Here is a 23924-nt window from a genome sequence, read left to right on the forward strand (position 1 = left end):
ACATGTCACATGGTCACGCAAGGTCAAGTGCCCTTGACGGCCCGCACTGTCAGACTTTCCGCGAAAGTCTGGGCGGCAAATCCTCGGCTGAGGATTTGGCGGCAATTCCTGTGTCAGGAATTGCTTTGTCCCAACTGGAAGTGCCCAACAGAACCCGCCTTCGCACTCGCCGCGAGTAGGTCAAACGCATATCCCGCCACCGACCTAAAACAGATCACCTCAAACGTGTCTTCATCGCGCATCCAGAAGGCCGCGGCGATCTGGCCCAACCTTGTGCGGCGGAAATCGCCCGGTTTGAATGTGTCGGGATGCAGATCGACGGGGGCGAGTTTGGCGATGACCTCACGGCAGAACTCCCCTTCGACAAAGAACATCGCGCGGGCATCCGAGAGGTTTTCGGCCAGATAATGCGTGCCCGCCAGGGCCTCATTGATCTGCGCCAGCGCCTCAGGAACCTCAGCGTAGGGCAGCAGCACCAGCATCTCGTCAGGGGACATCCAGCATAGGCCCTTTTCGCCTTCGCAGTTCGCCTGCCCTTGTGTAGGGAAGGTGGCACCTGTCAGCTTGGTACAAATGGCCTTCAGCTTCCGATCCGCCAAATCACCACGCAGAGTGATCATGCCGCGCAGGCCCGCTTCGCGGATCGTCACCTCTTCTGCCGCAACCTTGCCTTGTAATGCACTGACAGGGTTAGACATTCTGCTTCTCCCCCTCCTTGTCATAAAAGACGGGATCAACGATCTTGGCGCGGATTGTCGTGCCATCGACCTTGTTGAACTCGATCACCTCACCCATGCGGTCCGGCCCTTTATGGATCAGCCCCAAGGCGATGCCCTTCTCAAGCGTCGGCGAGTAGTAGGTTGAAGTCACGCGGCCTTGCGTATTGCGCTGACCGTTTTCGTTTGTGCCGGTCGCGAGCGCATAGGCCCCGTCAGGCAGGACAGAGCCGTCTTCGGTCTCCAGCCCGACCAGTTTCCAGCGGTCAGCGCTCGCCATGTGAGTGCGCGCATGGGCACGTTTGCCCAAGTAATCCTCTTTCTTCTTCGACAGCGCCCAATGCAGGTTCAAGTCCTGCGGGATCACGGTGCCGTCGGTCTCGTCCCCGATCATGATGAACCCCTTCTCGGCACGCATGATATGCAGCGCCTCGGTTCCGTAAGGCATCACGCCAAACTCTTCGCCTGCTTCGATCAGCGCGCCCCAAAAGGCGCGACCCTGCCCCGCAGGCACGGCGATTTCGTAGGACAGCTCACCGGAGAACGAGATCCGGAACACCCGCGCATCAAAATCGCCAATCTTCCCTTCCGCCCATTGCATGAAGGGCAGCGCCTCGGCTGAGACATCCATCCCGCCCAGCTTGCGCAGCACCTTGCGGGCATTCGGGCCGACGACGGCGATTTGCGCATATTGCTCGGTCACATTGGCGACATAAACCCGCCAGTCCCACCATTCGCATTGCAGCCAATCTTCCATATGGGCATGGATATGGTCGGCCCCGCCGGTTGTGGTGTGGCAAAGCCAGGTATCCTCGGCCATGCGCACCACAACGCCGTCATCCATCAGAAAGCCGTTCTCAGTACACATCAGCCCATAGCGGCATTTGCCGACCGGCAGCGTCGACATCATGTTGGTATATATCATGTCGAGGAATTTGCCCGCGTCCGGCCCCTTCACGATCAGTTTGCCAAGGGTCGAGGCATCGAGCAGGCCGAGGTTTTCGCGGGCATTCTTCACCTCGCGGTTGACCGCATCTTCAACGCTTTCACCGGGACGGAGATAGGCATAAGGTCTGCGCCAATAGCCCACCGGCTCGTTATCCGCGCCGTTTTCATTGGCCCAGTCCGAGATCGGCGTTTTGCGGATCGGCTGGAACAGCTCATCCCGCGCAACCCCGGCAATGGAGCCCATGGAGATCGGCGTGTAAGGCGGACGGAACGTCGTCGTGCCGACATTCGGGATTTCATCATTCAACGATTGAGAAAGCACCGCAAGGCCATTGATATTGCTCAGTTTTCCCTGATCTGTCGCCATGCCGAGCGTCGTGTAGCGTTTGGCATGTTCAACGCTTTCAAACCCCTCTTGCGCGGCCAGTTGGACGTCGGACACCTTTACGTCATTCTGGAAATCCAGCCAAGCCTTTGACCGCAACGCATGGGCCGCACCCTGCGGCATCAGCCAGACCGGAGCCATCGGCCCCTCACCCGCATCCTGCCCGTCCGGTGCCTGACCGCCACGCTTGGTGTGACCGGCTGCCTTTGCTGCCGCGCGCCCGGCGGCCCAGCCATCGCCCAGAACTTCGGCTGTGAACAGATGCCCATTCGCCGTTCCCGCTGTCGCGACGAAACCTTGCCCGTCATGGCTTGTGGGAGGGCGTTCGGGATCAGGCCGGAACATCGCCTGATCCGCATCCCAGTTCAGCTTGCCGCCACAATGGGACCAGAGATGCACGACCGGAGACCAGCCGCCCGACACGGCGACGCACTCACAAGCAATTTCTTCCAGCACCGCACCTTCGCCAGCCTGCGCGCAAAGCGCGACCCCGGTGACACGCTTGCCGCCTTTGACCGCCGCAATGCCCTTTCCCGTCTCGACCCGGATGCCAAGATCGCGCGCCTCGTCAATCAGGTCACCTGCGATTTCCGACCGCGCGTCTACGATCACGGGGACTTCCAACCCGGCCTTCTTAAGCGTGATCGCAGTGCGATAGGCATCATCATTGTTGGTGACAACGACCGTCCGATCACCGACCGACACGCCGTAGTTGACGACGTAGTCTCGCACGGCAGAGGCCAGCATCACACCGGGCAAGTCATTGCCAGCAAAGGACAATGGCCGCTCAATCGCGCCTGTGGCGGTGACAATCTGCTTGGCGCGAATACGCCAAAGGCGGTGTCGTGGCCCCTCATCCTCTGGCGCGTGATCCGTCAGCCGTTCATAGGCGAGCGCATAGCCATGGTCGTAGATACCGGCCCCCATGCAACGCAGGCGCATGTCAACATGTGGCATCTTTTCAATGACTTGAATAGCACTCTTAACCCACTCTTCTGCAGGCTGCCCATCAATTTCAGGGCTGTCCACAAGCGCCCGCCCGCCCCAATCGGCACTTTGTTCCATGAGCAGCACACGCGCGCCGCGCTCTCCGGCTGCCAAGGCCGCCGCAAGTCCGGCAATCCCGCCGCCGATGATCAGAACATCAACGGTCACATGAAAATGCTCGTAAGTATCCGCATCACGATCCTTGGGCGCTTTCCCAAGGCCCGCAGACTTACGAATGAACGGCTCATAGACATGTTTCCAGAATGGGCGGGGAAACATGAACATCTTGTAATAGAAGCCCGCAGGCAGAAAACGCGAGAGCTTGCTGTTGATAGAACCCACATCGAACTCAAGGCTGGGCCAGTGGTTCTGCGATGTGGCCGTCAGCCCCTCAAACAACTCAGTCGTCGTTACCCGCTGATTGGGCTCAAAGCGTGTGCCCTTGCCCAGGTTCACAAGCCCATTCGGCTCTTCCGCGCCCGCGGCCACAACGCCGCGCGGGCGATGATACTTGAAGGACCGACCGACCAGCATCTGATCATTCGCCAAAAGTGCCGAGGCGAGCGTGTCCCCTTCAAAACCACGCAAATGCTTGCCGTTAAAGGTGAAAGAAACCGGCTTGGCTTTGTTAATAAGACGGCCATGATCGGCGAGTCGCGTGCTCATTTGAAGACCCCCCATGACCATCCGGGGCGCTTACCGGCAATCTTGTCCTTGATCTCTTGCGGGGGCTCTAGCGTCTGGGCGGGATAGGTGCCAAAGACCTCAAGCGTATTGGTGCAGCGTGCCGCATGAAACCACTTGCCGCAGCCATAGGCATGGCGCCAGCGTTCGATATGCACGCCCTTGGGGTTGGCGCGCAAGAACAGGTAATCCTCAAAATCCTCGTCCGACGATCCCGGCCCTTCGCGTTTCAGATGGGCCTCACCACCCGGCTGCAGATCGGTTTCATCCACATCCATGCCGCAAAAGGGGCAGCGCAGGATCAGCATGGGACACCCTCACTTACTGATTTTTGGGGGATGCAACGCGCCATCACCCAGCATACGCGCGCAAAAAAGGCGGACGCGTGAAAGCGCCCGCCTTTGGCGGTGTTCGGGTGAGTGGCGTTATTCGGTAACAGGCACAGCGGGTGCCGCGGGCGCCGTTTCTTCAAGAACAGGTGCCGTGCCGTCTGCGGCCCCGGCCGCCGCGGGGTCTGTATTCGGATCGACCGAACCACCTGCAAAAAGCGCATAAAGTAGTACAAGCACAACGATAACAGCCGCCACGAGGAAGCCGATGCCGCTGCCGCTGCTGGTCCGTGATTGGGTATAGTCATCCATGGTGCGTCCTCCTTTTGAGACACGCACATCAAAGCAGACTGTGACGTAAGGGGAACATCGGCGGATTTCCCCGGCTTATATGAGCAAGGCTCAGCCGGATTTGGCGCATCACGTCGGCCAAGCGTTGCCGGGGCGTCAATCATCGGGTTCGTTGCGCCAACGCGTTTTGGTAGGGGTGACGCATGGAACTGCTTTTGATCATAGTTGGTGGCGCGCTGACGACGGCGATTGTCTTCATGATAATTGACCGGCTGCGGGGTGATTTCCCCGACGACGACGACATGATTGTCCCTGGAGACTTCCACGAAGGATTTCCGGACAGCAAACGGGACGAGTGACCGCGCGTTGGCGCTCTTTACCACTTCCATCAATGCGCCACCCCTGCCGCGACACTTTCGTCGATGAACTTTCCCTCGCGAAAGCGGAACATGCTGAACTCATCCGTTAGTGGTGAGGCACCCTTGGCCATCAGTTCGGCCATGGCCCAGCCTGAGCCGGGGATCGCCTTGAACCCGCCCGTGCCCCAGCCGCAATTGACGAAGATGCCACCCACCGGCGTTTTCGACAGGATGGGTGAACGGTCGCCCGTCATGTCGACGATCCCGCCCCATTGCCGCAACATCTTGAGCCGTGAGATCATCGGGAAGGTTTCGACCAGCGCGCGCACCGTTTCCTCGATATGGTGGAACGATCCGCGCTGGGTGTAGTTGTTGTAGCCGTCGGCACCCCCGCCGATCACCATTTCGCCCTTGTCGGATTGTGACATGTAGCCATGCACGGTGTTCGCCATCACAACCACATCCATGCAGGGTTTGATCGGCTCTGACACCAGCGCCTGCAACGCCACGCTTTCAATCGGCAACCGGAAACCGGCCATTTGCGCCAGCACGCCGGAATGGCCTGCCACGACAACGCCGAGCTTGTCGCAATCAATCGCGCCTTTCGTGGTGTCGACCCCGACTACGTGACCGTTCTCTTGCCGGATACCCGTGACCTCGCATTTCTGGATCACATCCATGCCCATATCCGAACAGGCCCGCGCATAGCCCCAGGCCACCGCATCATGTCGCGCGGTGCCACCGCGCGCTTGCCACAGCCCGCCAAGCACCGGATAGCGCGGACCGTCGATATTGATGATCGGGCACAGCTCTTTCACCCGCTCCGGCCCGATCCATTCGGTCTCGACCCCTTGCAGAGCATTGGCATGCGCCGTGCGCTGGTAGCCGCGGATTTCATGCTGCGTCTGCGCCAGCATGATCACGCCGCGCGGGCTGAACATGACGTTGTAGTTCAGATCCTGGCTCATGTTCTCGTAAAGGCTGCGGGACTTCTCATAGATCGCCGCTGACGGGTCCTGCAGATAATTCGACCGGATGATCGTTGTGTTCCGGCCCGTATTGCCGCCGCCCAGCCAGCCCTTCTCCAGGATCGCCACATTCGTGATCCCGAAATTCTTGCCAAGGTAATAGGCCGTCGCCAGCCCGTGCCCGCCTGCCCCGATGATGATCACATCGTATTTCTGCTTGGGCTCACGCTTGGCCCAGGCGCGATCCCAGCCCTTGTGCTGGCGCAAGGCCTCGCGCGCGATGGCAAAAGCGGAATAGCGTTTCATCGATCCCAAATCCCCTTATGGCACGCACCCGCGCCTGCCCATCTATCTGGACCGAACGCGCCACGCCTTAGCAACTGCCAGCGGCGTCTGATTTGCGTTTTACGACATGCGCGCGACACCGTGAATGGATGCCATGTCGCAGGCTCTTTTCAGGGAGCATTGCGATCGTTATGTGCAACAAAGATCAAATTCACGGGGAACGATGATTTTCTGGCTTGTCTGCATTGTGATGACCTTGGTTGTCGCCGCGATCATTGCGGGACCGCTGGTGCGCGGTGGCCGCGTAGCCGAGGAAAATCCCGACATCGCCGTCTATCGCGCGCAACTGGATGAGATTGAGCGCGACCTTGCCCGCGACTTGCTCGCGCCCGATGAGGCGGAGCGCGCCCGCACCGAAGTCGCGCGCCGTCTGCTCGCCGCAAATCGCGCCAAGACGACACCAAACAAGGCGGGCAAAGGCAGCTTGCTTACCCCTGCTCTGATCGCCGCCGGTGTCCTTGCCATAAGCGTCTATGTCTATTGGGCCATCGGTGCGCCCGGCTATCCGGATATGCCGCTGCAGGCCCGGCTTGCCGCGAGCGAAGAAATGCGCACCAACCGCCCCGGCCAGGCCGCGTTAGAGGCCGCCGCACCCGCGCCACCGCCTGTCGAAGTGCCCGATGAATACCGCGAAGCTATCGCCCAGTTGCGCGTGATCGCGCCAACCCGGCCTGATGATCTTGAAGCTTGGTCGCTACTCGCCAGTCATGAGGTCGAGTTGCGCAACTACGCAGATGCTGCCAAAGCGCAGGCCCAGGTGATCGCGATCAAGGGCGACGCGGTCGAAATGATCGACCGCCAGCGCCTGCTTGATCTGATGGTCGTGGCGGCGGGTGGCTTCGTCTCGCCCGAAGCCGAGGATGTGATCAACACGATCCTCGACGAAGATAGAGCGAATATCGCCGCGCTCTATTATCTGGGCGCGCTCTATAATCAAACTGACCGCCCCGATCTGGCGCTGCGGCTCTGGCGCGATCTGGTTGAAACGGGCGATCCGAACAATTTCCACATCGCGAGCGCAAGGGCACAGATCAGCGATGCGGCCTTCCGCGCGGGCGTGGAATACGCGTTGCCCGAAACACGCGGACCGACATTCGCGCAGATGGAAGCCGCATCGCAGCTTCCGCCGGAAGAACAGCAAGCGATGATTGGCGACATGGTCTCGGGTCTTGCAAATCGGTTGGCCACCCAAGGCGGTCCTGCCCAGGATTGGGCGCGCCTTATCCGTTCCTATGCCTCAATCGGTGAGACAGAGGCTGCTCGCGCTGTTTGGGAGGAGGCGCAGCAGGTCTTTGTCAGTTCCATGCGCGGCATGGAAATCCTGACCAATGCGGCCCGTGATGCAGGCGTGCTCGACGAATGATCCTCGACACACCCCAAGCCTTTCGCGATGCCCTGCCGGAAAGCGGCGCGATCATGGGGCTTGATCTGGGCACGGCGACGATTGGGCTGGCGATCTCTGATGTCATGCGGTCGGTCGCAACGCCGGTTGATACGATCCGCCGCAAGAAATTCGGGGTGGATGCCGCGAAGCTGCTGGAGATTTCCGGCAGTCGCCTTGTGACCGGCTTTGTGCTGGGTCTGCCCATCAACATGGACGGCTCCGAAGGGCCGCGCTGTCAGGCCACCCGCGCCTTCGCCCGCAACCTGGAGCGGTTGACGCCGCTGCCCATCACCTTCTGGGATGAGCGGCTTTCGACCGTGGCGGCCGAACGTGCTCTATTAGCGGCGGATACGTCGCGAAAACGTCGCGCAGAGGTTATTGATCACGTCGCTGCGGGCTATATCTTGCAAGGACTATTAGACCGACTACTCCATCTAAGGAACGAGGCGTGAGCAAGCCAGAAAACACCGACCACATCTGGGCCCGCGCCGAGATCGAAAGCCCTTGCGTGAAAATCTGCGTGATTGAGCCGAAAAGCAGGCTCTGCACCGGCTGCCTGCGGTCAATTGATGAGATCGGCGCATGGTCGCAAATGACACCCGAAGCCCGGCAAGAGGTGATGGAAGACCTGCCGTCGCGCGCCGGTCAGATCACAAAGCGGCGCGGCGGGCGCGCGGGAAGATTGAGCTAACGGGCAATACACGGTGCGTGGCCAAAGCTGACAATATTCGCGACCCAGTGTAGAATGCGCGTAAACGGGGGGCGCTGAATGGTCGTAAAACGCATCGTGCTGGACATCGCGACTGAATCGGTTCCGGAAGTTCAGCAGTTCTATTCAGACCTGTTTGGTCTTGAACCCATCATGGACCAAGGATGGATCGTCACCCTTGCCTCGGAAAACTCTGCCCGTGTTCAGGTCAGCATTGCGTCCGAGGGCGGCTCGGGTACACCGGTTCCAGATGCCTCAATCGAGGTCGATGATGTTAATGCGGTATATCAGCGGGCAAAGTCTTTGGGCTGCAGCATTAAGTATGAACTCACCGACGAACCCTGGGGCGTGCGCCGCTTTTTCCTGTTGGACCCGGTGGGCAAGCTTCTCAACGTGTTGTCCCACAAGTAGTTTGATTTCAAGGCATTTTTGCCAAATCTCACTGCCGTGGGAAAACAAAGCACCTGTCGCGCCGGATCATTAGCCAAAGGGCGGTGTCCGGCTTGGGCAGGAACACCGAGGGAACCACCGCCTTCAGGATTGATCCGTCATAATCCATGCGGAACTCGACGAGGCTCGATGCGCCCATAAAGCGCGCGCGTTGCACCACACCGCGCGCGGCGGTGCCGTCTTGAGGGGTTGGATTCGGGCCGCGGCCGCCGCGGTCAAAATCGATCTTGAGATGCTGCGGGCGGATGACGATATCCACTTCAGTGTCGTCAGGCACGCCGGGGGCGAGGAATTGGCCAAAGGGTGTGTTGGTCAAAGCGCCCTTAACTTTACTACGGATCACATTGATATCACTGAAAAATGCTGAAGCTTCAAGATCCACCGGCGCATTATAGATGTTGTAAGGCGCGCCCTGCTGCACGATCCGCCCGTCGCGCATCAGGGCGATTTCGTCGGCCATCCGCATCGCCTCGCCCGGCTCGTGCGTGACCAGCAGGACCGCTGTGCCTTCGCTTTTGAGAACGTCCAGCGTTTCATCGCGGATACCATCGCGCAAGCGGTCATCTAGGCCCGAAAACGGCTCATCCATCAGCATGATCTGCGGCTTTGGGGCGAGAGAGCGGGCGAGCGCCACGCGCTGTTGTTCACCGCCGGACAATTGATGGGGGTAGTCGTTGATATGGCTCAGCATACCGACTTTCTTCAAAAGCGCCTCAACACGCGCGGCGCTGTTCTTGCCTTTCAGCCCAAAAGCCACGTTCTTCCCGACCGTCAGATGCGGAAACAGAGCAAAATCTTGAAACATCAACCCGATGGAGCGTTCTTCGGGCGGCAAGCGAAACACGGTGTCGCAGACCAGGCTGCCATCCACATGGATCGTGCCGCTATCCTGCTTTTCAACGCCAGCGATGATCCGCAAGGTGGTGGACTTCCCGCAGCCTGACGGCCCTAAGAGGCAGGTCACCTGCCCCGGCATCACGGTCAGGTCGACATGGTCCACCACCCGGCGCCCGCCAAAATCCTTGACGATATCCTTGATCTCAAGACGGGGGGTTTGCATAAACGAAGGAGATGCCTGACTGAAACGTTAAGGTTTTGCTCACCTAACAACAGTTCGCCGATGGGGCAAGGTCACGTCAGATCAAAAGCGGCAGAGGCCACGATCCGCCCGTTCACTTGCGCATGCAGTTTATGCGGGCCGGGATAGAGGGTGAAGGTCGTCGCATTGTCCTTGAACACATGCTTCTTGCGAAGATTGACAGGTGCCTTCGCATTGGCGTCGAACACCTTCATCTTAAAGACTTTTGGCGCTGTACTGCCATTCGCCTTCACGAAGTCGATCACGTAATCCACGATCAGCGGCGCGTCTTTCTTAACCTCGATGGTCATCGCCACCTCGGCACTGTCACCACGGGCTAGCGCATCCGGTGTGATGCCAAAATCCGAGACCGTCACAGCCACGTCAGGCCGGTAGCCCAGATGCAACAGCGCCGCCCGATCACCCGCCTTTATGAGGCCACGCAGGGCATGTTTGCGCATCCAGGCCAGTTCCTTTTCATTTTGCCGATCCGCGCTTTGCCATGCGCTCAACCGAGCAATCACCGCGTCCGGTTCTTTCTTGGTGATATCGTTCAAATGATTGGCGACGGAGCGCGTGACAAACCGTGTCGGGTCGCCATGCAACTGGTCCAGAAGCGGCAAGGTCTGTGCCGTGGTCAGCCCGACGGCCTGCCCCCAAGGCAGCTTGGGCCGTGTCCCTTCACTCACCAGACGCCGCACATGGTAATGATCGTGGTGCACCCAATCCTGCATGCGTTCGAGCGTGGCGTCTTGCCAACGATTGAGGAACGCGCGAATCGAGAATTCCATGGAAAAGCGCTGAGTGGCCGCCTCCAACGTGGTGAGGCTGAGTTCAAGATGATCCTCAAGGCCATGATTTTCCACGTAAACCCCTAAAGGTGCATAGATGAAGTGGCCAAAGTCATCATCCGTAAGCGTCGGATCCAATGGCGGCGGCAACGCGGCATTGATCGCATCCGCCGCCGCCTGGAAGTCACCCGGCAGATACCGTTCCAGAACCTCCGCGATCAGATTGATCCGCGCCTTTAGCTCAAGCGGTCCCATCTCGGCCAGCACATCCGCGACGAAGGGGGCGGCCTTGAAGACCCCCGCCGCCTCAAAATGCCCACCGAGACGCCCAACCGTCTCCGGGTTGAACAGGTGATCCTTGAGACTGAAGCGCTCGGCCATCAGATCGTCGCGTTGATCGCACCGCCGTCCAGAACGATATTCTGCCCGACGATAAAGCCCGCATGTTGTGAGCACAGGAACGCACACATCGCGCCGAATTCCTGAGCTGTGCCGTATCGGCGGGTCGGGATCGTCGCCTCGCGCTGTTTTTTCGCTTCGTCCATTGTGATGCCTTGCGCCTTGGACACGCCGGTATCGAGACTGATCGCCCGATCGGTGGCGTGAATGCCAGGCAGCATGTTGTTCATGTTCACCCCAAATTGCGCCACCTGACGCGCGGTTCCAGCAACGTAACCGGTCAAGCCCGCGCGTGCGGAATTGGACAGACCCAGTTGCGGAATAGGCGCCTTGACCGAGCCGGATGTGATGTTCACGACCCGCCCCCAACCGCGATCAATCATCCCCGGCATCAGCGCTTTGATGAGTGCGATGGGCGCCAGCATGTTCGCATCCAGTGCTTTGATAAAATCGTCGCGATCCCAATCCGACCAGACACCCGGAGGGGGACCACCCGCATTATTCACAAGGATATCAACGCCCTGCGCCACGGCGATCAGTTCATCTCGCCCCGCATCCGTCGCGACATCGGCAGCGACAGTTACAACATCAACGCTGTACGTATCGCGAATATGGGTCGCCGTCGCCTCCAACGCCTCGGCCCCGCGGGCATTCAGCACAAGGTCCACGCCCGCCTCGGCCAAAGCCTCCGCACAGCCGCGACCCAGCCCTTTTGATGATGCGCAAACCAGCGCGCGTTTTCCCTTGATGCCCAGATCCATCAGATGCCTTCCTTTCATTCTACCTTGCCGGAGGTAGCACCCGGATGACCCAGCGGCAATCACCACACGAGACTTTCAATCGCATCCATCGCTTGATAGGCCGATGACGATGAGCATGCATCAACTGACAATCGATGTTTTTGACGCAGCCGCGTTTGTTGCAACGGCGGGCGTGACGGTGGGCGAACCGATGTCATTTGCGGATGAACTGGTGATGGACGACGTCTATCAGCTCAGTGATCGCGCCGTTCTTCATCCTCTTGCACTGAACTCTGGCGCGGACGGGCTGCAGCGGGCGGACCCGCCGCACCACGATGTGCATCTGGATTGCTGCCTGACACTGATGGGCAAGGATGGTGGCACCCACGATGTACTTATCCTCGTCGAGGTCGCTGCAGGAACGGTGGCCGCGATATATCTTCTGCCGTTGGGAGAGTTGATCCCAAACCTCGAATATCGTTTAGTCGGCATCGCGCGACATGCGGCGACCCGACGCTTTGCCGAAGCTGCGAGCGGCTCTTTCGCGCGGGGCACACACATCACCATGGCTGACGGCGCCCAACGGACGATTGAGACCCTGCGAAATGGCGACCTCGTACTGACCCGTGATGCGGGCAAAAGGCCGATCCGGTGGATCGGGCAAGCCACATTGCGCGCGACGGGTAGCTTTGCACCGGTCGTAATTAGCAAGGGCGCTCTCAATAATGAAAACGACCTGGTCCTGCGCCCGGATCATCGTTTGTTCGTCTATCAGCGCGCCGACGAGATTGGCGTGGGCCGATCAGAAGTGCTGCTCAAAGCGCGGCATTTGGTGAATGGAGAGACGGTCGTCCGGCGTCGTGGCGGATTCGTTGATTACTTCCAACTGATCTTTGATGAGCACTTCATCATCTATGCTGAGGGAATTGCGGCAGAGTCGCATCTAGTTGATCCCCAAACCCGCGCGGCCCTGCCTGCGGAAGCCGGAATGCTGAACCATCGACACGACCTCAGCCGCGCATACGAGGTCAAAGACCATCTATTGCCGACGGCGGACGCGGCACGCCTCCTGCGCAAGGCCTCTGCTAGCTAGGGGGTCGTGGGAGCCTCCACACCATCCGTCTCGGCGATCACAACCAGCGTGGCGTCAGTTGGCGTGCCGCTGACGATCACATCGGCTTCGAGATCTGCGGCACTCAATGCGCCAATTGGGTCGCCAAGAAACTGCCCCTCCATCGTGCCGTCAAAGATCAGGTTTTCGCCTGCACCGGTCAGGGCGCCGCTGTAGTCGAGCGACAGGCCGTCGGTTAACTCTCCACCATCGATTGTGATCGCACCATCGTAGTCAACAACCGGCCCGCTGGCGTTCGTGCCAAAGAAGCGATCAAGCGTACCGTCGGTCTGGCCGTCGGCAAAACCGATGGTCACCTCTGCATCACCAAAAAGAACCAAAGGGGCCACATCGGTCTCTACCCGGATTGTGGCCGAGCCGGTAAAGAGCGCCGAACCGCTATCCGGTATCGCCAGTTCAGGCGTCGGTGCCATCCCCATGACCCCTGCCCCCGGATCACCCAGCACCCGAAGTTTCTGCGCCTCATAGATATCAAGCCGCGTGAGGCGGGGATCAATCCCACCACCGGTGCCGCCATCACCACCGCCGCCACCGCAAGCGGCAACAGCCATCATCAAAATCCAGATCCACCCGCGCATCTTGCGCCCCCTTTTCCTGCACCGGGTGTAGCGGACATTCCCAAAGTATCGGTTAAGCAAGATCGGGAATTGCCCTTTACGGCCTGACGACATACATGACCGCGCATGACAAACCGCCCCGACCTTCCGCCTGAAATCGCCCGTCGCCGCACCTTCGCGATCATCTCGCACCCGGATGCGGGCAAGACGACGTTGACCGAGAAATTCCTGCTTTATGGCGGTGCCATTCAGATGGCCGGACAGGTGCGTGCCAAGGGTGAGGCGCGGCGCACCCGGTCGGATTTCATGCAGATGGAGAAGGACCGTGGGATTTCGGTTTCAGCATCCGCGATGTCGTTTGATTTCGAGAAGTTCCGCTTCAATCTGGTCGACACGCCCGGTCACTCTGATTTCTCGGAAGATACCTATCGCACGCTGACAGCAGTTGATGCCGCCGTGATGGTGATTGATGGCGCAAAGGGTGTCGAAAGCCAGACACAGAAACTCTTCGAGGTCTGCCGCCTGCGCGATCTGCCGATCCTGACCTTCTGCAACAAGATGGACCGCGAAAGCCGCGATACGTTTGAGATCATTGACGAAATTCAGGAAAACCTCGCCATTGATGTCACCCCCGCCGCCTGGCCAATCGGCGTGGGGCGTGAGTTCATCGGCACCTATGATATCCTGCGCGACCGGCTGGAACTGATGGACCGGGCCGACCGCAACAAGGTGGCCAAGAGCATCGCAATCGAAGGCCTCGACGACCCGAAACTCGCGGAGCACGTGCCTGAACATCTGCTTGAGAAGTTCCTTGAAGAGATCGAGATGGCTAAGGAGCTGTTACCCACGCTTGATCATGAGGCGGTGTTGAACGGGTCGATGACGCCGATCTGGTTCGGCTCAGCCATCAACTCATTCGGCGTGAAAGAGCTGATGGACGGGATCGGCACCTATGGACCGGAACCGCAGGTGCAAACCGCCCAGCCGCGCGAGATTGCACCGGAGGAAAAGAAGGTCGCTGGCTTCGTTTTCAAGGTGCAGGCGAATATGGACCCTAAACACCGCGACCGCGTGGCGTTTCTGCGTCTGGCGTCAGGCCATTTCGAACGCGGCATGAAGCTGACCCATGTTCGGTCGAAGAAACAGATGGCGATTACGAACCCCGTCCTGTTCCTCGCCGCTGACCGCGAATTGGCGGAAGAGGCCTGGGCCGGGGATATTATCGGCATCCCCAACCACGGGCAGCTGCGCATTGGTGATACTTTGACAGAAGGCGAAGCAATCCGGGTCACCGGTATCCCCTCCTTCGCGCCGGAGCTCCTGCAGACCTGCCGCGCAGGCGACCCCATGAAGGCCAAGCATCTGGAAAAGGCGCTGATGCAATTTGCCGAGGAAGGTGCGGCCAAAGTCTTCAAACCCACTTTCGGCTCCGGCTTCATTGTGGGTGTCGTGGGCGCGCTGCAATTCGAAGTGCTCGCCAGCCGGATCGAGATGGAATACGGCCTGCCTGTCCGGTTCGAACCCTCGCAGTTTACCTCCGCCCGCTGGGTGCATGGCAACAAGGACGCAGTCGAAAAGTTCGCCGCCGCCAACAAACAGCATATCGCCGAAGACAATGATGGCGACGCGGTCTTCCTCACCCGCCTGCAATGGGACATTGACCGCGTCGGCCGCGATTACCCCGACGTCACATTAAGCGCCACGAAGGAAATGATGGTATAAGATCATTTCCGCCCACGGATTCTTGCCACACTGGACAGGATGTGCGGATTTGATATGTCAGTCCAAGGACAAAAAAAGATGAGGCAATCGATGGCACGATCCCTGACGATGAGCGTTTCTGCAACCGCGCTGGCCGCCGCATCCCCGGCCTTGGCCGAGCGGATCGACAGCCCGGCATGGGACGCCATCCAAGGCATCGAAATCGAAGAGATCATCACCGAAAACTCCTATGAGGTCCGCAAGGTCTTCCCGTCCGAGATCAAGGATGGCGTGGAGCAATTCGACATCACCGGCTTTGCGGTACCTTTGGGCGATACCAGCAATGTGCGGGAATTCATGCTGGTCTCGGATATGGGCTTCTGCCCCTTCTGCGGTGACCCCGATCATGGCGCCGCACTTCAGGTGAGCCTGACGGAGCCGATGCCCTTTGTCATGGAAGGCATGCGCCTGTCCCTGCGCGGATCGCTTGAGACGATCGACGACCCTCAGACCTGGCAATCGACAATCATGCGCGATGCCGTGGTGATCGACGGCTAAGACCAGTCGGCGCGGGAAAAGGAGTGCTGGATGCCCCTGCAAAACCGCGTTCTGCCGACTGGCGAGATTGTAGCAAACCCGGCGCGCGGCCTATTCACGGGCAATCGTGGGATCATCCATCAACCTGACGGCACTTTAGGCACCTCGCGCTGGTCGCATAAGCATTGGCTTGTCTGCACGCTCGATCATCCGCGCGGTGTCTATCATGGCCCCATGCCAGAGCGTGGCTGGTCGGCCCTGTTCTTTCTTGACGAGGCTGTTGCCCTCACCGCCGGCCACCGCCCCTGCCATTACTGCAGACGTGACGCCTATCATGCGTTCCGTGATACCTGGGCCGCAGGTGTCGCGGACGGGGCCAACCGCATGGCGATGGATACCGCCCTGCACCGCGCGCGCGTGACCCGAACCCGCCAGCAGATCCGGCATGAGGCGGATCTTGATACGCTGCCCGATGGAGTCTTCGTGCTGCTTAGCGACGCAGCGTACATGGTGCAGGGCAACCACCTTCTGCCCTTCGCGCCAGAGGGTTACGGTGCGCCCATTCCGCGCCCTTCGGGAACTGCAATCGTTCTCACCCCTCGCCCGATGGTGGAGGTCCTGCGCGCGGGCTTTGCCCCGATCCTGCACTCGACATCACACTTGTAAGCACGCGCAGCACCGGGCCATAGTCGGGCAAAATCAGGTGTGATGTGACCGAACCCAAACTGACCTTTAACGACGGCATTGCCGGATTGCTGCCGCAATACCAGAAACGACGCGCCTTGCTGACCCATGATCCGGGGCAAGAGCTGCCGCCCTTGGATGTCGATTTCAAGGCACTGGCCGCAATGCCCCTGCCCGCGCAAGAACTGCCCCGGCCCGAAGGCCTCAGCCGCGTGGCGAAGAAACGCCATATGCTGCTGGACGAACTCGCAGGCCATTCGGAACTCGCGCTTTTGCATGGCCTCCTGATCTCGCATTTGCGCAAACACACCTACCCCGATGAAGCACCCACGCTCTTCCTGCGCCTCTGGGCCGAGGAAGAGGATTGGCTGCTGGCCAATCTGCCAACCCGCTGGCTGATCTCTGCCGTTATCACCTTTGCCAAGTTCGGCGAAACTGAAGGTGACAGGATGCTTGCGCAATCTATGAACATCTTCTTTTCATTGATGAAAATCTACGAGGCCGAACGCTGCTTCTCCGGCCTGCCCGCCCGAAAGCCCTTCAAGATCAGGGATCGTAACAAGTCCCCATTACCAATGGGGATGAAGGATTTCTCCGTACTGAACGGCGATCTTGAGGCACACCTCCTTGCCCCCCTCTGGCGCGAAGCGAAACATGCGCCGGGCTGCGGGCGGCTCGCCCGGCATCTCCTGAGCCTCTTGAACGAAGATGACGGCACCGTCTTTCGCCGCTTTGCCCTGATGCGCGAAACGGCGGCAAAAACACACTAAACCGTGGAAAACCCCGCCCAACTTGACGCATTGCAGCAATTGGGCTATCGCCTGCCCACCCGTTAAACGGGCAGATGATGCCAGGGCGCAGGGAACACGCGTCCATTCACCTTTGCGGACCGACCCGCAGATATAGGACGTAGATGACCAAGTTCACTGATTTGAACCTTGACCCCAAGGTTCTCAAAGCCGTCGCTGATACCGGCTATGAGACCCCAACCCCCATTCAGGCGGGCGCCATTCCCCCTGCCCTTGAAGGCAAAGACGTGCTGGGGATCGCACAGACCGGCACCGGCAAGACCGCCAGTTTCACCCTGCCGATGATTACCCTGCTTGGACGTGGTCGCGCACGGGCGCGCATGCCGCGCTCGCTGGTGTTGGCGCCCACACGGGAACTGGCCGCGCAGGTCGCCGAGAACTTCGACACATACGCCAAATATACCAAGCTTTCCAAGGCTTTGCTGATCGGCGGGACGAGTTTCAAGGATCAGGACAAGATCATCGACAAGGGCGTTGATGTGCTGATCGCCACGCCCGGTCGCCTGCTCGACCACCTCGAACGTGGCAAGCTGATCCTGACGGATGTGAAGGTCATGGTGGTGGATGAGGCCGACCGGATGCTCGATATGGGCTTCATCCCGGATATCGAGGAAATCTTCAAACGCACCCCCTTCACCCGCCAGACGCTGTTTTTCAGCGCCACCATGGCGCCCGAGATTGAGCGGATCACCAACACCTTCCTCTCCGCCCCGGCCAAGATCGAAGTGGCGCGCGCGGCGACCACGAATGACAATATCAAACAGGGCGTGGTAATCTTCAAAGGGTCCGACAAGCGCAAGGAACCCTCCGAGAAACGCGCCCTGCTGCGCGCGCTGATCGATGCCGAAGGCGACGCCTGCACCAACGCAATCATCTTTTGCAACCGCAAGTCGGATGTCGATATCGTCGCGAAATCACTCAACAAATACGGCTACAACGCCGCCCCGATCCATGGCGATCTGGACCAATCGCACCGCACCCGCACGCTGGACAAGTTCCGCGATGATGAACTCCGTTTCCTCGTCGCCTCCGACGTTGCCGCCCGCGGCCTCGACATACCCATGGTCAGCCACGTCTTCAACTTCGACGTACCCAGCCATGCCGAGGATTACGTGCACCGCATCGGCCGCACCGGCCGCGCGGGCCGCACCGGCACCGCGATCATGATCTGCATCCCCCGCGACGAGAAGAACCTTGAAGACGTGGAACGGCTGGTGAAGCAGGAGATCCCCCGCCTCGACAATCCGATGCCCGCACCGGAAGAAAAACCGAAGCGCGAGCGCCGGAAGAAGGACGTCGCAAAGGCCGAGGCACCCGCACAGGACGAAAAGCCAAAGCGCGAAGACAAGCCCAAGCCAGAACGATCACGCGGCGGACGTGGACGTGGGCGCAATGAACCCGAAGTCGTCGGCATGGGCGACGAGCCACCCGCCTTCATCGCAATGAGCTTTGCAGAGCGGGCGAAAGTCTAGTTCGACTTTAGGAGACTACTACCAGACGATGGCTGCTATGCCCGATGTAACCACTGTTCGCAGTGTTCGTACAAATGCCTGCTTTACGGAACTAGTTTGATGCCGAGAAAATGGTGGTCGGTACATCGCGCTTAAGGAACTTTTTTTGAAACCATTTACTAAAGAAGTATTGGAGCGCGGTACCGAGGTCATGATGAGGCATGGAATGTCTCGGAGGCGGCGAGGACTGGCGGTGTGGGAAGTGTCGGATGAGGTCTCAGGAGCTGTAGTCTTGCAGCATCGAGATTTTCCAGACGGAACGGTGCAAATCGATACATGCCCTCAAGTCCATTGGGAACCAGTACAAAAACTATACGCCGCAGGCCTCAATACATCACACCGCGCATTTCAGCAGCCGACGCGATCCCGAATGTGGTCGTTCGTCAACTTCTCGGAACCAGACTTGGTGTTCGCTCCCGAATTCGTAAGTGCCGAGAAGCTTGCCAGGCTGAGCACCCATATTAGACACAGGGTAATTGAGAAGGTTCTTGAGCTCGCCGATCCGGAAGACATTTCAAGCTTCTATCTTGAGCAGCTTCCCCATGGAGGGCACCGCCCCGAAATGTATCTTTGCGTTAGGGCGTGGATGAACCGCACTTTGAAACTGGATGACGAATTCGAACAAGCACTTCTTATGCTCAACAAAAATGAGTTCATAGAAAGTCTTACCGCATTCTACACTCAGCTAAAGAACTCTGCCATCGCGCGCACTTTGATTTCGAGCAGTGAAGTATAGGAAATCGGACATTCGATTGACGCGTCGCATGAGAAATTTGGCTTCAACCGATATCAACCAAGTCGCGACACAATCACCGTCACTTCCGGCTTCTTGCCGATCTCGCTTTGCGCTGTCCGCCGGGCAATGGTCCGCAACTCTTTCTCTAACTTGTCGTCATCGGCCAATGTTCGATCTTCGGCGCGGTTGAGGAATTGGCTCAGGTCTTCCTCAACCACTTCGACCAGAGGCGCATTGGATGATCCGACCTCAGGCAGCCCGTTCACCTCAACCCATGGCTCGCCCAGCGGTTCATCGTTTTCATCGATGATCAGTGTGATGATCATATGCCCGTTCAGCGCCATGCGGATGCGGTTACGCACGATCCCGTCGAGCGCGCCGACCTGCACCGACCCGTCCAGATAGGTCCGGCCCGTATCCACATAGCCCGTGACCTTGGGCTGGTTGCCGGAGAGGTCGATCATCATCCCGTTGACCGCCAGAATGCCCGTCAGCCCGCCCGCATTGCCCAGCTTCACATGTTCGCGCAGGTGCCGGTGTTCGCCGTGCATGGGGATCAGGATTTGCGGTTTGACGATCTGGTGCAGCCGCTCCAGATCGGGACGGTTGGCGTGGCCGGAGACATGGTATTTGCCCCCCGCATCATCGACCACATCGACGCCGAGTTCGGAGAGTTGGTTCATGATACGGATCACGCCGCGTTCATTGCCTGGGATGGTTTTCGAGGAGAAGAGGAAGGTGTCCCCCTCTTTCAGCTTCAGCCCCAGATAGGAGCCCTGCGCCAGTTGTGCAGAAGCGGCCCGCCGTTCGCCTTGGGAGCCGGTGACCAGCAGCATCAGGTTCTCGCACGGGATGTTCAGCGCGTCTTCGGGCGTGACCGTGCTGGGGAAGCCGTGCAGGATGCCTTCTTCTGTCGCGGCCTCGACCATTCGTCGCATCGCCCGACCCAGCAGGCAGACCGACCGCCCCGCCTCTTTTGCCGCGAGTGCAAGCGTTTTCAGCCGCGCGATGTTTGAGGCGAATGTGGTCGCCACAACCATGCCCTTGGCTTCGGACATAAGCTCGGTGATGGCAGGGCCAATCGACGCCTCTGACCGCCCAGGAGCGTCGGAGAAGACGTTGGTGCTGTCGCAGACCAGCGCCTTGACGCCATCTTTCGAGACCTCTTCCCAGAGCGTCTGATCCCATGGGTCGCCGACCACGGGTGTTTCATCGATCTTGAAGTCACCCGAATGCAGGACGCGTCCGTCCGGTGTGTCGATCAACAGCCCCGCGCTTTCGGGGATCGAGTGGCTGATCGGCAGATAGGACACCTTGAACGGCCCGCAGGGGATCATGTGCGGATAGGGCTCGACAACCTTGACCACGCTTTCAGGGTGACCGTGTTCATCGAGCTTGCGCCGCGCGATATTGGCGGTGAAGCGCCGCGCATAGACCGGCGCGCCGAGCCGTTCCCAGTAGTGTCCGATCGCCCCCACGTGATCCTCATGCGCGTGGGTGATGAAGATGCCGTCGATCTGCGCCTTCCGCTCTTCCAGCCAGGTGATGTCGGGCAGGATCAGATCAACCCCCGGCGTGCCGTCCATATCCGGAAACGTAACGCCTAGGTCGACCACGATCAGCCGCTCCTTGTCCTGGAGCCCGTAGCCATAGACATAGGCGTTCATGCCGATCTCGCCGGCGCCCCCCAGAGGCAGATAGATCAGGCGGTCGCTCATTTATTGTCCTTGTTGTATTGGTGGATGACGGTCAGGCCGTGCATCGTCAGATCGTCTTCAAACGCATCGAAAAGCGTCGCAGATTGCTGAAACAGAGGCGCGAGGCCCCCGGTGGAGATCACCTGCATCTCCGCACCCCGCTCCGCCTTGATGCGCGCGCATATCTCACGGACGAGGCCGATGTAACCCCAGAAAACACCGGATTGCATGCATTCGACCGTATTCGTCCCGATCACCTTCTGCGGCTTTGAGATGTCCACATGCGGCAGGGCGGCGGCGGCGTTGTGCAAAGCTTCGAGTGACAGGTTCACGCCGGGCGCAATCACGCCACCCACATAAGCCCCGTCATGGGCCACAACATCAAAGGTGGTGGCGGTGCCGAAATCCACGACAATCAGATCGCCTCCATGGCGGTCATAGGCTCCCGCCGCATTCACAAGCCTGTCCGGCCCCACTTGGGTCCCCTCGTCAACGCGTGGATCCGCAGGCAGCAGGCAGTCCGGCTTTCCCACCACAAGCGGGCGGCAATTGTAGTAACGGTCGGCAAAGACGCGCAGGTTGAAGACTACGCGCGGCACAGTGGAGCTGATGATGATCTCATCGATATGCACCTCCATGTTCTGGAAGCGCATCAGCGTCGAAAGCCAGACATAATACTGATCCGCCGTGCGCTGCCATTCGGTGCTTTGGCGCCATGTGGCGATGAATTGCTCGCCGTCCCAGATCGAAAACACGGTATTCGTGTTGCCGCAATCAATGGCCAAAAGCATGGGGACTCTCCCTAGAAAAACACATCCGCAGCCGGGATCGCCCTTGGCCCGGTGCCGGTGATCAGGACGAGACTGCCGTCTTCATCGATACTGTCGAAGATACCGGTCACATCCTCGCGCCCCGTCCGTGCCGTGATAACCTCCCCCAGACGCGCCGCATTGGCGAGCCAGTCATCGCGGATACGTTTGAAGCCGAAATGGCGCAACTTGTCCTCTTGCGTGGCATACGCGTCGGCCAGCGTGGCGAGGAAATCCTCTGCCTCCACCTCCCAACCACCCGCTTGCATGAGGCTGGTCGGCGCGAAACTGGCATCGGCAACCTCCGGCGCGTGCTGCAGATTGACGCCGATCCCGATGGCCAGCCAGTCAATGAAAGGCCCCTGCCCGCTGCTTTCCAAGAGGATGCCTGCGACCTTGCCGCCCGATAACAGAACGTCGTTGGGCCATTTCAGGCTGAGTTTCTCGGCGGGCACATAGATGGCCAGCGCCTGATAGAGCGCATTTGCCGCCAGAAATGACCGGCGCGCCGCCTCTGCGGCCGTACAGCCGGGGTTGAAGATCAAGGTGGCGTTCAGATTGCCCGGTGGTGCGATCCAAGGCCGCGCCCGTCTGCCACGTGCGGCGGTCTGATGGCGGGCCATGATCCAGGTCGGCTTGGTGATATCATCAACCCGCCGCGCGGCCTCGGCCATCGTGCTGTCGACAGTATCAAGCACCACCCGCCCGTAGCCTTCGGGCCAGTGGCTATGCGCATTGTCCTTAGTTGACAAGTGTGGCTGCCGCCGCTGCGGCCATAGGCTCAATCCCGAAGAGGTTCACGACCCCCAGCACCATGATCAGCGCTGACCCCATCAGGAAGGTCCAGAGCACGGGGTTCATCTTGCCATCCAGCGTCTCACCCGCTTCCCCGAAATACATGTAGTAGACGATCCGCAGGTAATAGAAGGCACCAATCACCGATGCGATCACGCCCAGAACCGCCAGCCAAGCCAAACCGCCCTCAACCGCCGCGCGCAGCACATAGAGCTTGCCGAAGAAACCCACCATGGGCGGCACGCCCGCAAGGCTGAACAATAGGATCAGCATCGCCAGCGCCCGCAAAGGTTGCTGGTTGGAATACATCCGCAAACTGTCAATTGAGGTGACAGGCCGCCCATCGCGCTCCATCGACAGGATGAAGGCGAATGTGCCGATATTCATCGTCACGTAAATCGCCATGTAGATCAGCATGGCCTGCACGCCGAACGCCGTTCCCGCAGCCAAACCCATCAGGGCAAAGCCCATATGCGCGATCGAGGAATAGGCCATCAGGCGCTTGATGTCGGTCTGACCAATGGCAGCGATTGCGCCAAGGAACATGGATACGACCGACAGGAAGGCCACAATCTGCTGCCAGTCGCCGACAATGCCGCCGAAGGCGTCATGCACCACGCGGGCAAACAGCGCCATCGCGGCCACTTTTGGGGCTGTTGCGAAGAAAGCGGTCACGGGTGTGGGCGAGCCTTCGTAGACGTCGGGCGTCCACATGTGGAATGGGGCGGCAGAGACCTTGAAGGCAAAGCCTGCGGTCAGGAACACAAGGCCGAAGAGGAGGCCCAGCGATGGGTCGTCTGCGGTTGCCTCGATAATCCCGCTGAAGAGTGTCGTGCCGGTAAAGCCATAGGTGAGCGAGGCACCGTAAAGAAGCAGACCCGAAGACAGGGCGCCCAGCACGAAATACTTCAAGCCAGCCTCAGTCGATTTCACGCTGTCACGCCGCAAAGAGGCGACCACATAGAGCGCCAGAGATTGCAATTCGAGGCCCATATAGAGCGCCATCAAATCCCCAGCGCTGACCATGACCATCATGCCAACCACGGCCAATGCCACCAAAAGCGGATACTCAAAGCGCAAGAGCCCGCGCCGCTGCATGTAGCTTTCCGACATCAAAAGGACGGCGGCAGCGGAAACAAGGATCGTGATTTTGGCGAACCGCGCAAAGGCGTCATCGACGAACATGCCGCCAAAGGCCACATTCGTGCCTTGCCCGTTGATGCCAATCCACACGGCCAGCAGAATGAACAGCCCCGACGTGCCCCATGTCAGCAGCGGTGCGGCATCATCCTTCGTCGTGTAGACGGCAGCCATGAGTGCGGCCATCGCATAAAGCGCTAGCACAATCTCGGGCATCAGGATTTGGATATCAGCGCCAATCATTACCGCATTC

At 59.5% G+C, this 23924-nt stretch carries 25 protein-coding genes; 12 read left to right on the plus strand and 13 right to left on the minus strand.

The annotated features are described in order from the left end of the window. Nucleotides 1-113 precede the first annotated feature (113 nt). From SLH47_RS07945 to SLH47_RS07960, 4 genes are all read right to left on the minus strand, one after another. Nucleotides 114-698: a sarcosine oxidase subunit gamma gene (locus tag SLH47_RS07945; protein WP_320238934.1), complete on the minus strand. Its 585-nt coding sequence runs from the start codon at nucleotides 696-698 to the stop codon at nucleotides 114-116. Continuing rightward, a complete protein-coding gene (locus SLH47_RS07950) occupies nucleotides 691-3702 on the minus strand; it encodes a sarcosine oxidase subunit alpha family protein (RefSeq protein WP_320238935.1) in 3012 nt (1003 codons plus the stop codon). The genes SLH47_RS07945 and SLH47_RS07950 overlap by 8 nt, the downstream gene beginning before the upstream one ends. Continuing rightward, a complete protein-coding gene (locus tag SLH47_RS07955; protein ID WP_320238936.1) occupies nucleotides 3699-4028 on the minus strand; it encodes a sarcosine oxidase subunit delta in 330 nt (109 codons plus the stop codon). The genes SLH47_RS07950 and SLH47_RS07955 overlap by 4 nt, the downstream gene beginning before the upstream one ends. Before the next feature lie 117 nt (nucleotides 4029-4145). Further along, nucleotides 4146-4361 carry a hypothetical protein gene (locus tag SLH47_RS07960; RefSeq protein ID WP_320238937.1) on the minus strand — a complete coding sequence of 72 codons (216 nt, stop codon included), beginning with the start codon at nucleotides 4359-4361 and terminating at the stop codon, nucleotides 4146-4148. 182 nt (nucleotides 4362-4543) lie between these two features. Between SLH47_RS07960 and SLH47_RS07965 the strand changes: the two genes are divergently transcribed. Further along, nucleotides 4544-4699 (plus strand): hypothetical protein, encoded by a 156-nt coding sequence (locus tag SLH47_RS07965; protein ID WP_320238938.1) that lies wholly within the window; start codon nucleotides 4544-4546, stop codon nucleotides 4697-4699. A gap of 29 nt (nucleotides 4700-4728) precedes the next feature. Here SLH47_RS07965 and SLH47_RS07970 read toward each other — a convergent pair whose 3' ends face one another. Beyond that, complete coding sequence (locus SLH47_RS07970) at nucleotides 4729-5973, minus strand: sarcosine oxidase subunit beta family protein (RefSeq protein WP_320238939.1); 1245 nt, start codon at nucleotides 5971-5973, stop codon at nucleotides 4729-4731. A 202-nt stretch (nucleotides 5974-6175) separates the two neighbouring features. Between SLH47_RS07970 and ccmI the strand changes: the two genes are divergently transcribed. From ccmI to SLH47_RS07990, 4 genes are all read left to right on the plus strand, one after another. Next, complete coding sequence (gene ccmI, locus SLH47_RS07975; RefSeq protein ID WP_320238940.1) at nucleotides 6176-7375, plus strand: c-type cytochrome biogenesis protein CcmI; 1200 nt, start codon at nucleotides 6176-6178, stop codon at nucleotides 7373-7375. After that, nucleotides 7372-7848, plus strand: a complete 477-nt coding sequence (gene ruvX / locus SLH47_RS07980) for a Holliday junction resolvase RuvX (protein WP_320238941.1) — start codon at nucleotides 7372-7374, stop codon at nucleotides 7846-7848. The genes ccmI and ruvX overlap by 4 nt, the downstream gene beginning before the upstream one ends. Beyond that, nucleotides 7845-8087 carry a DUF1289 domain-containing protein gene (locus SLH47_RS07985; protein WP_320238942.1) on the plus strand — a complete coding sequence of 81 codons (243 nt, stop codon included), beginning with the start codon at nucleotides 7845-7847 and terminating at the stop codon, nucleotides 8085-8087. The genes ruvX and SLH47_RS07985 overlap by 4 nt, the downstream gene beginning before the upstream one ends. A 78-nt stretch (nucleotides 8088-8165) precedes the next feature. Next, nucleotides 8166-8516 carry a VOC family protein gene (locus SLH47_RS07990; protein WP_320238943.1) on the plus strand — a complete coding sequence of 117 codons (351 nt, stop codon included), beginning with the start codon at nucleotides 8166-8168 and terminating at the stop codon, nucleotides 8514-8516. A 28-nt stretch (nucleotides 8517-8544) separates the two neighbouring features. Here SLH47_RS07990 and SLH47_RS07995 read toward each other — a convergent pair whose 3' ends face one another. From SLH47_RS07995 to SLH47_RS08005, 3 genes are all read right to left on the minus strand, one after another. After that, nucleotides 8545-9615 carry an ABC transporter ATP-binding protein gene (locus SLH47_RS07995; protein ID WP_320238944.1) on the minus strand — a complete coding sequence of 357 codons (1071 nt, stop codon included), beginning with the start codon at nucleotides 9613-9615 and terminating at the stop codon, nucleotides 8545-8547. 71 nt (nucleotides 9616-9686) lie between these two features. Further along, nucleotides 9687-10805, minus strand: coding sequence for a DNA alkylation repair protein (locus SLH47_RS08000; RefSeq protein WP_320238945.1), 1119 nt, complete (start codon nucleotides 10803-10805; stop codon nucleotides 9687-9689). Further along, nucleotides 10805-11584 (minus strand): SDR family oxidoreductase, encoded by a 780-nt coding sequence (locus SLH47_RS08005; RefSeq protein WP_320238946.1) that lies wholly within the window; start codon nucleotides 11582-11584, stop codon nucleotides 10805-10807. The genes SLH47_RS08000 and SLH47_RS08005 overlap by 1 nt, the downstream gene beginning before the upstream one ends. 109 nt (nucleotides 11585-11693) lie before the next feature. Here SLH47_RS08005 and SLH47_RS08010 point away from each other — a divergent pair, with 109 nt between their 5' ends. After that, entirely contained in the window at nucleotides 11694-12656 is a 963-nt protein-coding gene (locus tag SLH47_RS08010) for a Hint domain-containing protein (protein ID WP_320238947.1), read from the plus strand. On the opposite strand, the gene SLH47_RS08015 is transcribed toward SLH47_RS08010, so the two are convergent. Then, nucleotides 12653-13273 (minus strand): hypothetical protein, encoded by a 621-nt coding sequence (locus SLH47_RS08015; RefSeq protein ID WP_320238948.1) that lies wholly within the window; start codon nucleotides 13271-13273, stop codon nucleotides 12653-12655. The two genes, SLH47_RS08010 and SLH47_RS08015, sit on opposite strands and share 4 nt — an antisense overlap. A 105-nt stretch (nucleotides 13274-13378) precedes the next feature. Here SLH47_RS08015 and SLH47_RS08020 point away from each other — a divergent pair, with 105 nt between their 5' ends. The 6 genes from SLH47_RS08020 (at nucleotide 13379) to SLH47_RS08045 (ending at nucleotide 19230) form a co-directional block, all read left to right on the plus strand. Continuing rightward, the gene (locus SLH47_RS08020) at nucleotides 13379-14974 is read left to right on the plus strand and encodes a peptide chain release factor 3 (RefSeq protein WP_320238949.1); all 1596 of its coding nucleotides are present in this window, start codon (nucleotides 13379-13381) and stop codon (nucleotides 14972-14974) included. Nucleotides 14975-15064: 90 nt separating this feature from the next. Continuing rightward, complete coding sequence (locus SLH47_RS08025) at nucleotides 15065-15511, plus strand: hypothetical protein (RefSeq protein ID WP_320238950.1); 447 nt, start codon at nucleotides 15065-15067, stop codon at nucleotides 15509-15511. Nucleotides 15512-15541: 30 nt separating this feature from the next. Continuing rightward, the gene (locus SLH47_RS08030) at nucleotides 15542-16156 is read left to right on the plus strand and encodes a hypothetical protein (protein ID WP_320238951.1); all 615 of its coding nucleotides are present in this window, start codon (nucleotides 15542-15544) and stop codon (nucleotides 16154-16156) included. Nucleotides 16157-16200: 44 nt separating this feature from the next. Then, complete coding sequence (locus SLH47_RS08035; RefSeq protein ID WP_320238952.1) at nucleotides 16201-16944, plus strand: hypothetical protein; 744 nt, start codon at nucleotides 16201-16203, stop codon at nucleotides 16942-16944. Between the two features lie 143 nt (nucleotides 16945-17087). Then, on the plus strand, nucleotides 17088-18455 hold the full coding sequence (locus SLH47_RS08040) for a DEAD/DEAH box helicase (RefSeq protein WP_320238953.1): 1368 nt from the start codon (nucleotides 17088-17090) through the stop codon (nucleotides 18453-18455). 145 nt (nucleotides 18456-18600) lie between these two features. Continuing rightward, complete coding sequence (locus SLH47_RS08045; RefSeq protein ID WP_320238954.1) at nucleotides 18601-19230, plus strand: hypothetical protein; 630 nt, start codon at nucleotides 18601-18603, stop codon at nucleotides 19228-19230. Nucleotides 19231-19283: 53 nt separating this feature from the next. Here SLH47_RS08045 and SLH47_RS08050 read toward each other — a convergent pair whose 3' ends face one another. From SLH47_RS08050 to nuoN, 4 genes are read right to left on the minus strand one after another with little or no spacing between them, the layout of a single operon-like run. Beyond that, nucleotides 19284-20948 (minus strand): ribonuclease J, encoded by a 1665-nt coding sequence (locus SLH47_RS08050; protein WP_320238955.1) that lies wholly within the window; start codon nucleotides 20946-20948, stop codon nucleotides 19284-19286. Next, nucleotides 20945-21718, minus strand: coding sequence for a type III pantothenate kinase (locus SLH47_RS08055; protein ID WP_320238956.1), 774 nt, complete (start codon nucleotides 21716-21718; stop codon nucleotides 20945-20947). The genes SLH47_RS08050 and SLH47_RS08055 overlap by 4 nt, the downstream gene beginning before the upstream one ends. Before the next feature lie 11 nt (nucleotides 21719-21729). After that, nucleotides 21730-22488, minus strand: a complete 759-nt coding sequence (locus tag SLH47_RS08060) for a biotin--[acetyl-CoA-carboxylase] ligase (RefSeq protein ID WP_320238957.1) — start codon at nucleotides 22486-22488, stop codon at nucleotides 21730-21732. Further along, on the minus strand, nucleotides 22478-23914 hold the full coding sequence (nuoN, locus tag SLH47_RS08065) for an NADH-quinone oxidoreductase subunit NuoN (RefSeq protein ID WP_320238958.1): 1437 nt from the start codon (nucleotides 23912-23914) through the stop codon (nucleotides 22478-22480). Before nuoN ends, SLH47_RS08060 begins: the two co-directional genes overlap by 11 nt. Between the last annotated feature and the right edge of the window lie 10 nt (nucleotides 23915-23924).

Source organism: Cognatiyoonia sp. IB215182 (genome assembly GCF_033963905.1).
Lineage (GTDB): Bacteria > Pseudomonadota > Alphaproteobacteria > Rhodobacterales > Rhodobacteraceae > Yoonia.

Excerpts from the sequence above, each read along its gene's own strand:
- SLH47_RS07945 (WP_320238934.1), bottom strand. The coding sequence starts at position 698 with ATGTCTAACCCTGTCAGTGCATTACAAGGCAAGGTTGCGGCAGAAGAG.
- SLH47_RS07950 (WP_320238935.1), bottom strand. The coding sequence starts at position 3,702 with ATGAGCACGCGACTCGCCGATCATGGCCGTCTTATTAACAAAGCCAAG.
- SLH47_RS07955 (WP_320238936.1), bottom strand. The coding sequence starts at position 4,028 with ATGCTGATCCTGCGCTGCCCCTTTTGCGGCATGGATGTGGATGAAACC.
- SLH47_RS07960 (WP_320238937.1), bottom strand. The coding sequence starts at position 4,361 with ATGGATGACTATACCCAATCACGGACCAGCAGCGGCAGCGGCATCGGC.
- SLH47_RS07965 (WP_320238938.1), top strand. The coding sequence starts at position 4,544 with ATGGAACTGCTTTTGATCATAGTTGGTGGCGCGCTGACGACGGCGATT.
- SLH47_RS07970 (WP_320238939.1), bottom strand. The coding sequence starts at position 5,973 with ATGAAACGCTATTCCGCTTTTGCCATCGCGCGCGAGGCCTTGCGCCAG.
- ccmI (WP_320238940.1), top strand. The coding sequence starts at position 6,176 with ATGATTTTCTGGCTTGTCTGCATTGTGATGACCTTGGTTGTCGCCGCG.
- ruvX (WP_320238941.1), top strand. The coding sequence starts at position 7,372 with ATGATCCTCGACACACCCCAAGCCTTTCGCGATGCCCTGCCGGAAAGC.
- SLH47_RS07990 (WP_320238943.1), top strand. The coding sequence starts at position 8,166 with ATGGTCGTAAAACGCATCGTGCTGGACATCGCGACTGAATCGGTTCCG.
- SLH47_RS07995 (WP_320238944.1), bottom strand. The coding sequence starts at position 9,615 with ATGCAAACCCCCCGTCTTGAGATCAAGGATATCGTCAAGGATTTTGGC.
- SLH47_RS08000 (WP_320238945.1), bottom strand. The coding sequence starts at position 10,805 with ATGGCCGAGCGCTTCAGTCTCAAGGATCACCTGTTCAACCCGGAGACG.
- SLH47_RS08005 (WP_320238946.1), bottom strand. The coding sequence starts at position 11,584 with ATGGATCTGGGCATCAAGGGAAAACGCGCGCTGGTTTGCGCATCATCA.
- SLH47_RS08010 (WP_320238947.1), top strand. The coding sequence starts at position 11,694 with ATGAGCATGCATCAACTGACAATCGATGTTTTTGACGCAGCCGCGTTT.
- SLH47_RS08015 (WP_320238948.1), bottom strand. The coding sequence starts at position 13,273 with ATGCGCGGGTGGATCTGGATTTTGATGATGGCTGTTGCCGCTTGCGGT.
- SLH47_RS08020 (WP_320238949.1), top strand. The coding sequence starts at position 13,379 with ATGACAAACCGCCCCGACCTTCCGCCTGAAATCGCCCGTCGCCGCACC.
- SLH47_RS08025 (WP_320238950.1), top strand. The coding sequence starts at position 15,065 with ATGGCACGATCCCTGACGATGAGCGTTTCTGCAACCGCGCTGGCCGCC.
- SLH47_RS08030 (WP_320238951.1), top strand. The coding sequence starts at position 15,542 with ATGCCCCTGCAAAACCGCGTTCTGCCGACTGGCGAGATTGTAGCAAAC.
- SLH47_RS08040 (WP_320238953.1), top strand. The coding sequence starts at position 17,088 with ATGACCAAGTTCACTGATTTGAACCTTGACCCCAAGGTTCTCAAAGCC.
- SLH47_RS08050 (WP_320238955.1), bottom strand. The coding sequence starts at position 20,948 with ATGAGCGACCGCCTGATCTATCTGCCTCTGGGGGGCGCCGGCGAGATC.
- SLH47_RS08055 (WP_320238956.1), bottom strand. The coding sequence starts at position 21,718 with ATGCTTTTGGCCATTGATTGCGGCAACACGAATACCGTGTTTTCGATC.
- nuoN (WP_320238958.1), bottom strand. The coding sequence starts at position 23,914 with ATGATTGGCGCTGATATCCAAATCCTGATGCCCGAGATTGTGCTAGCG.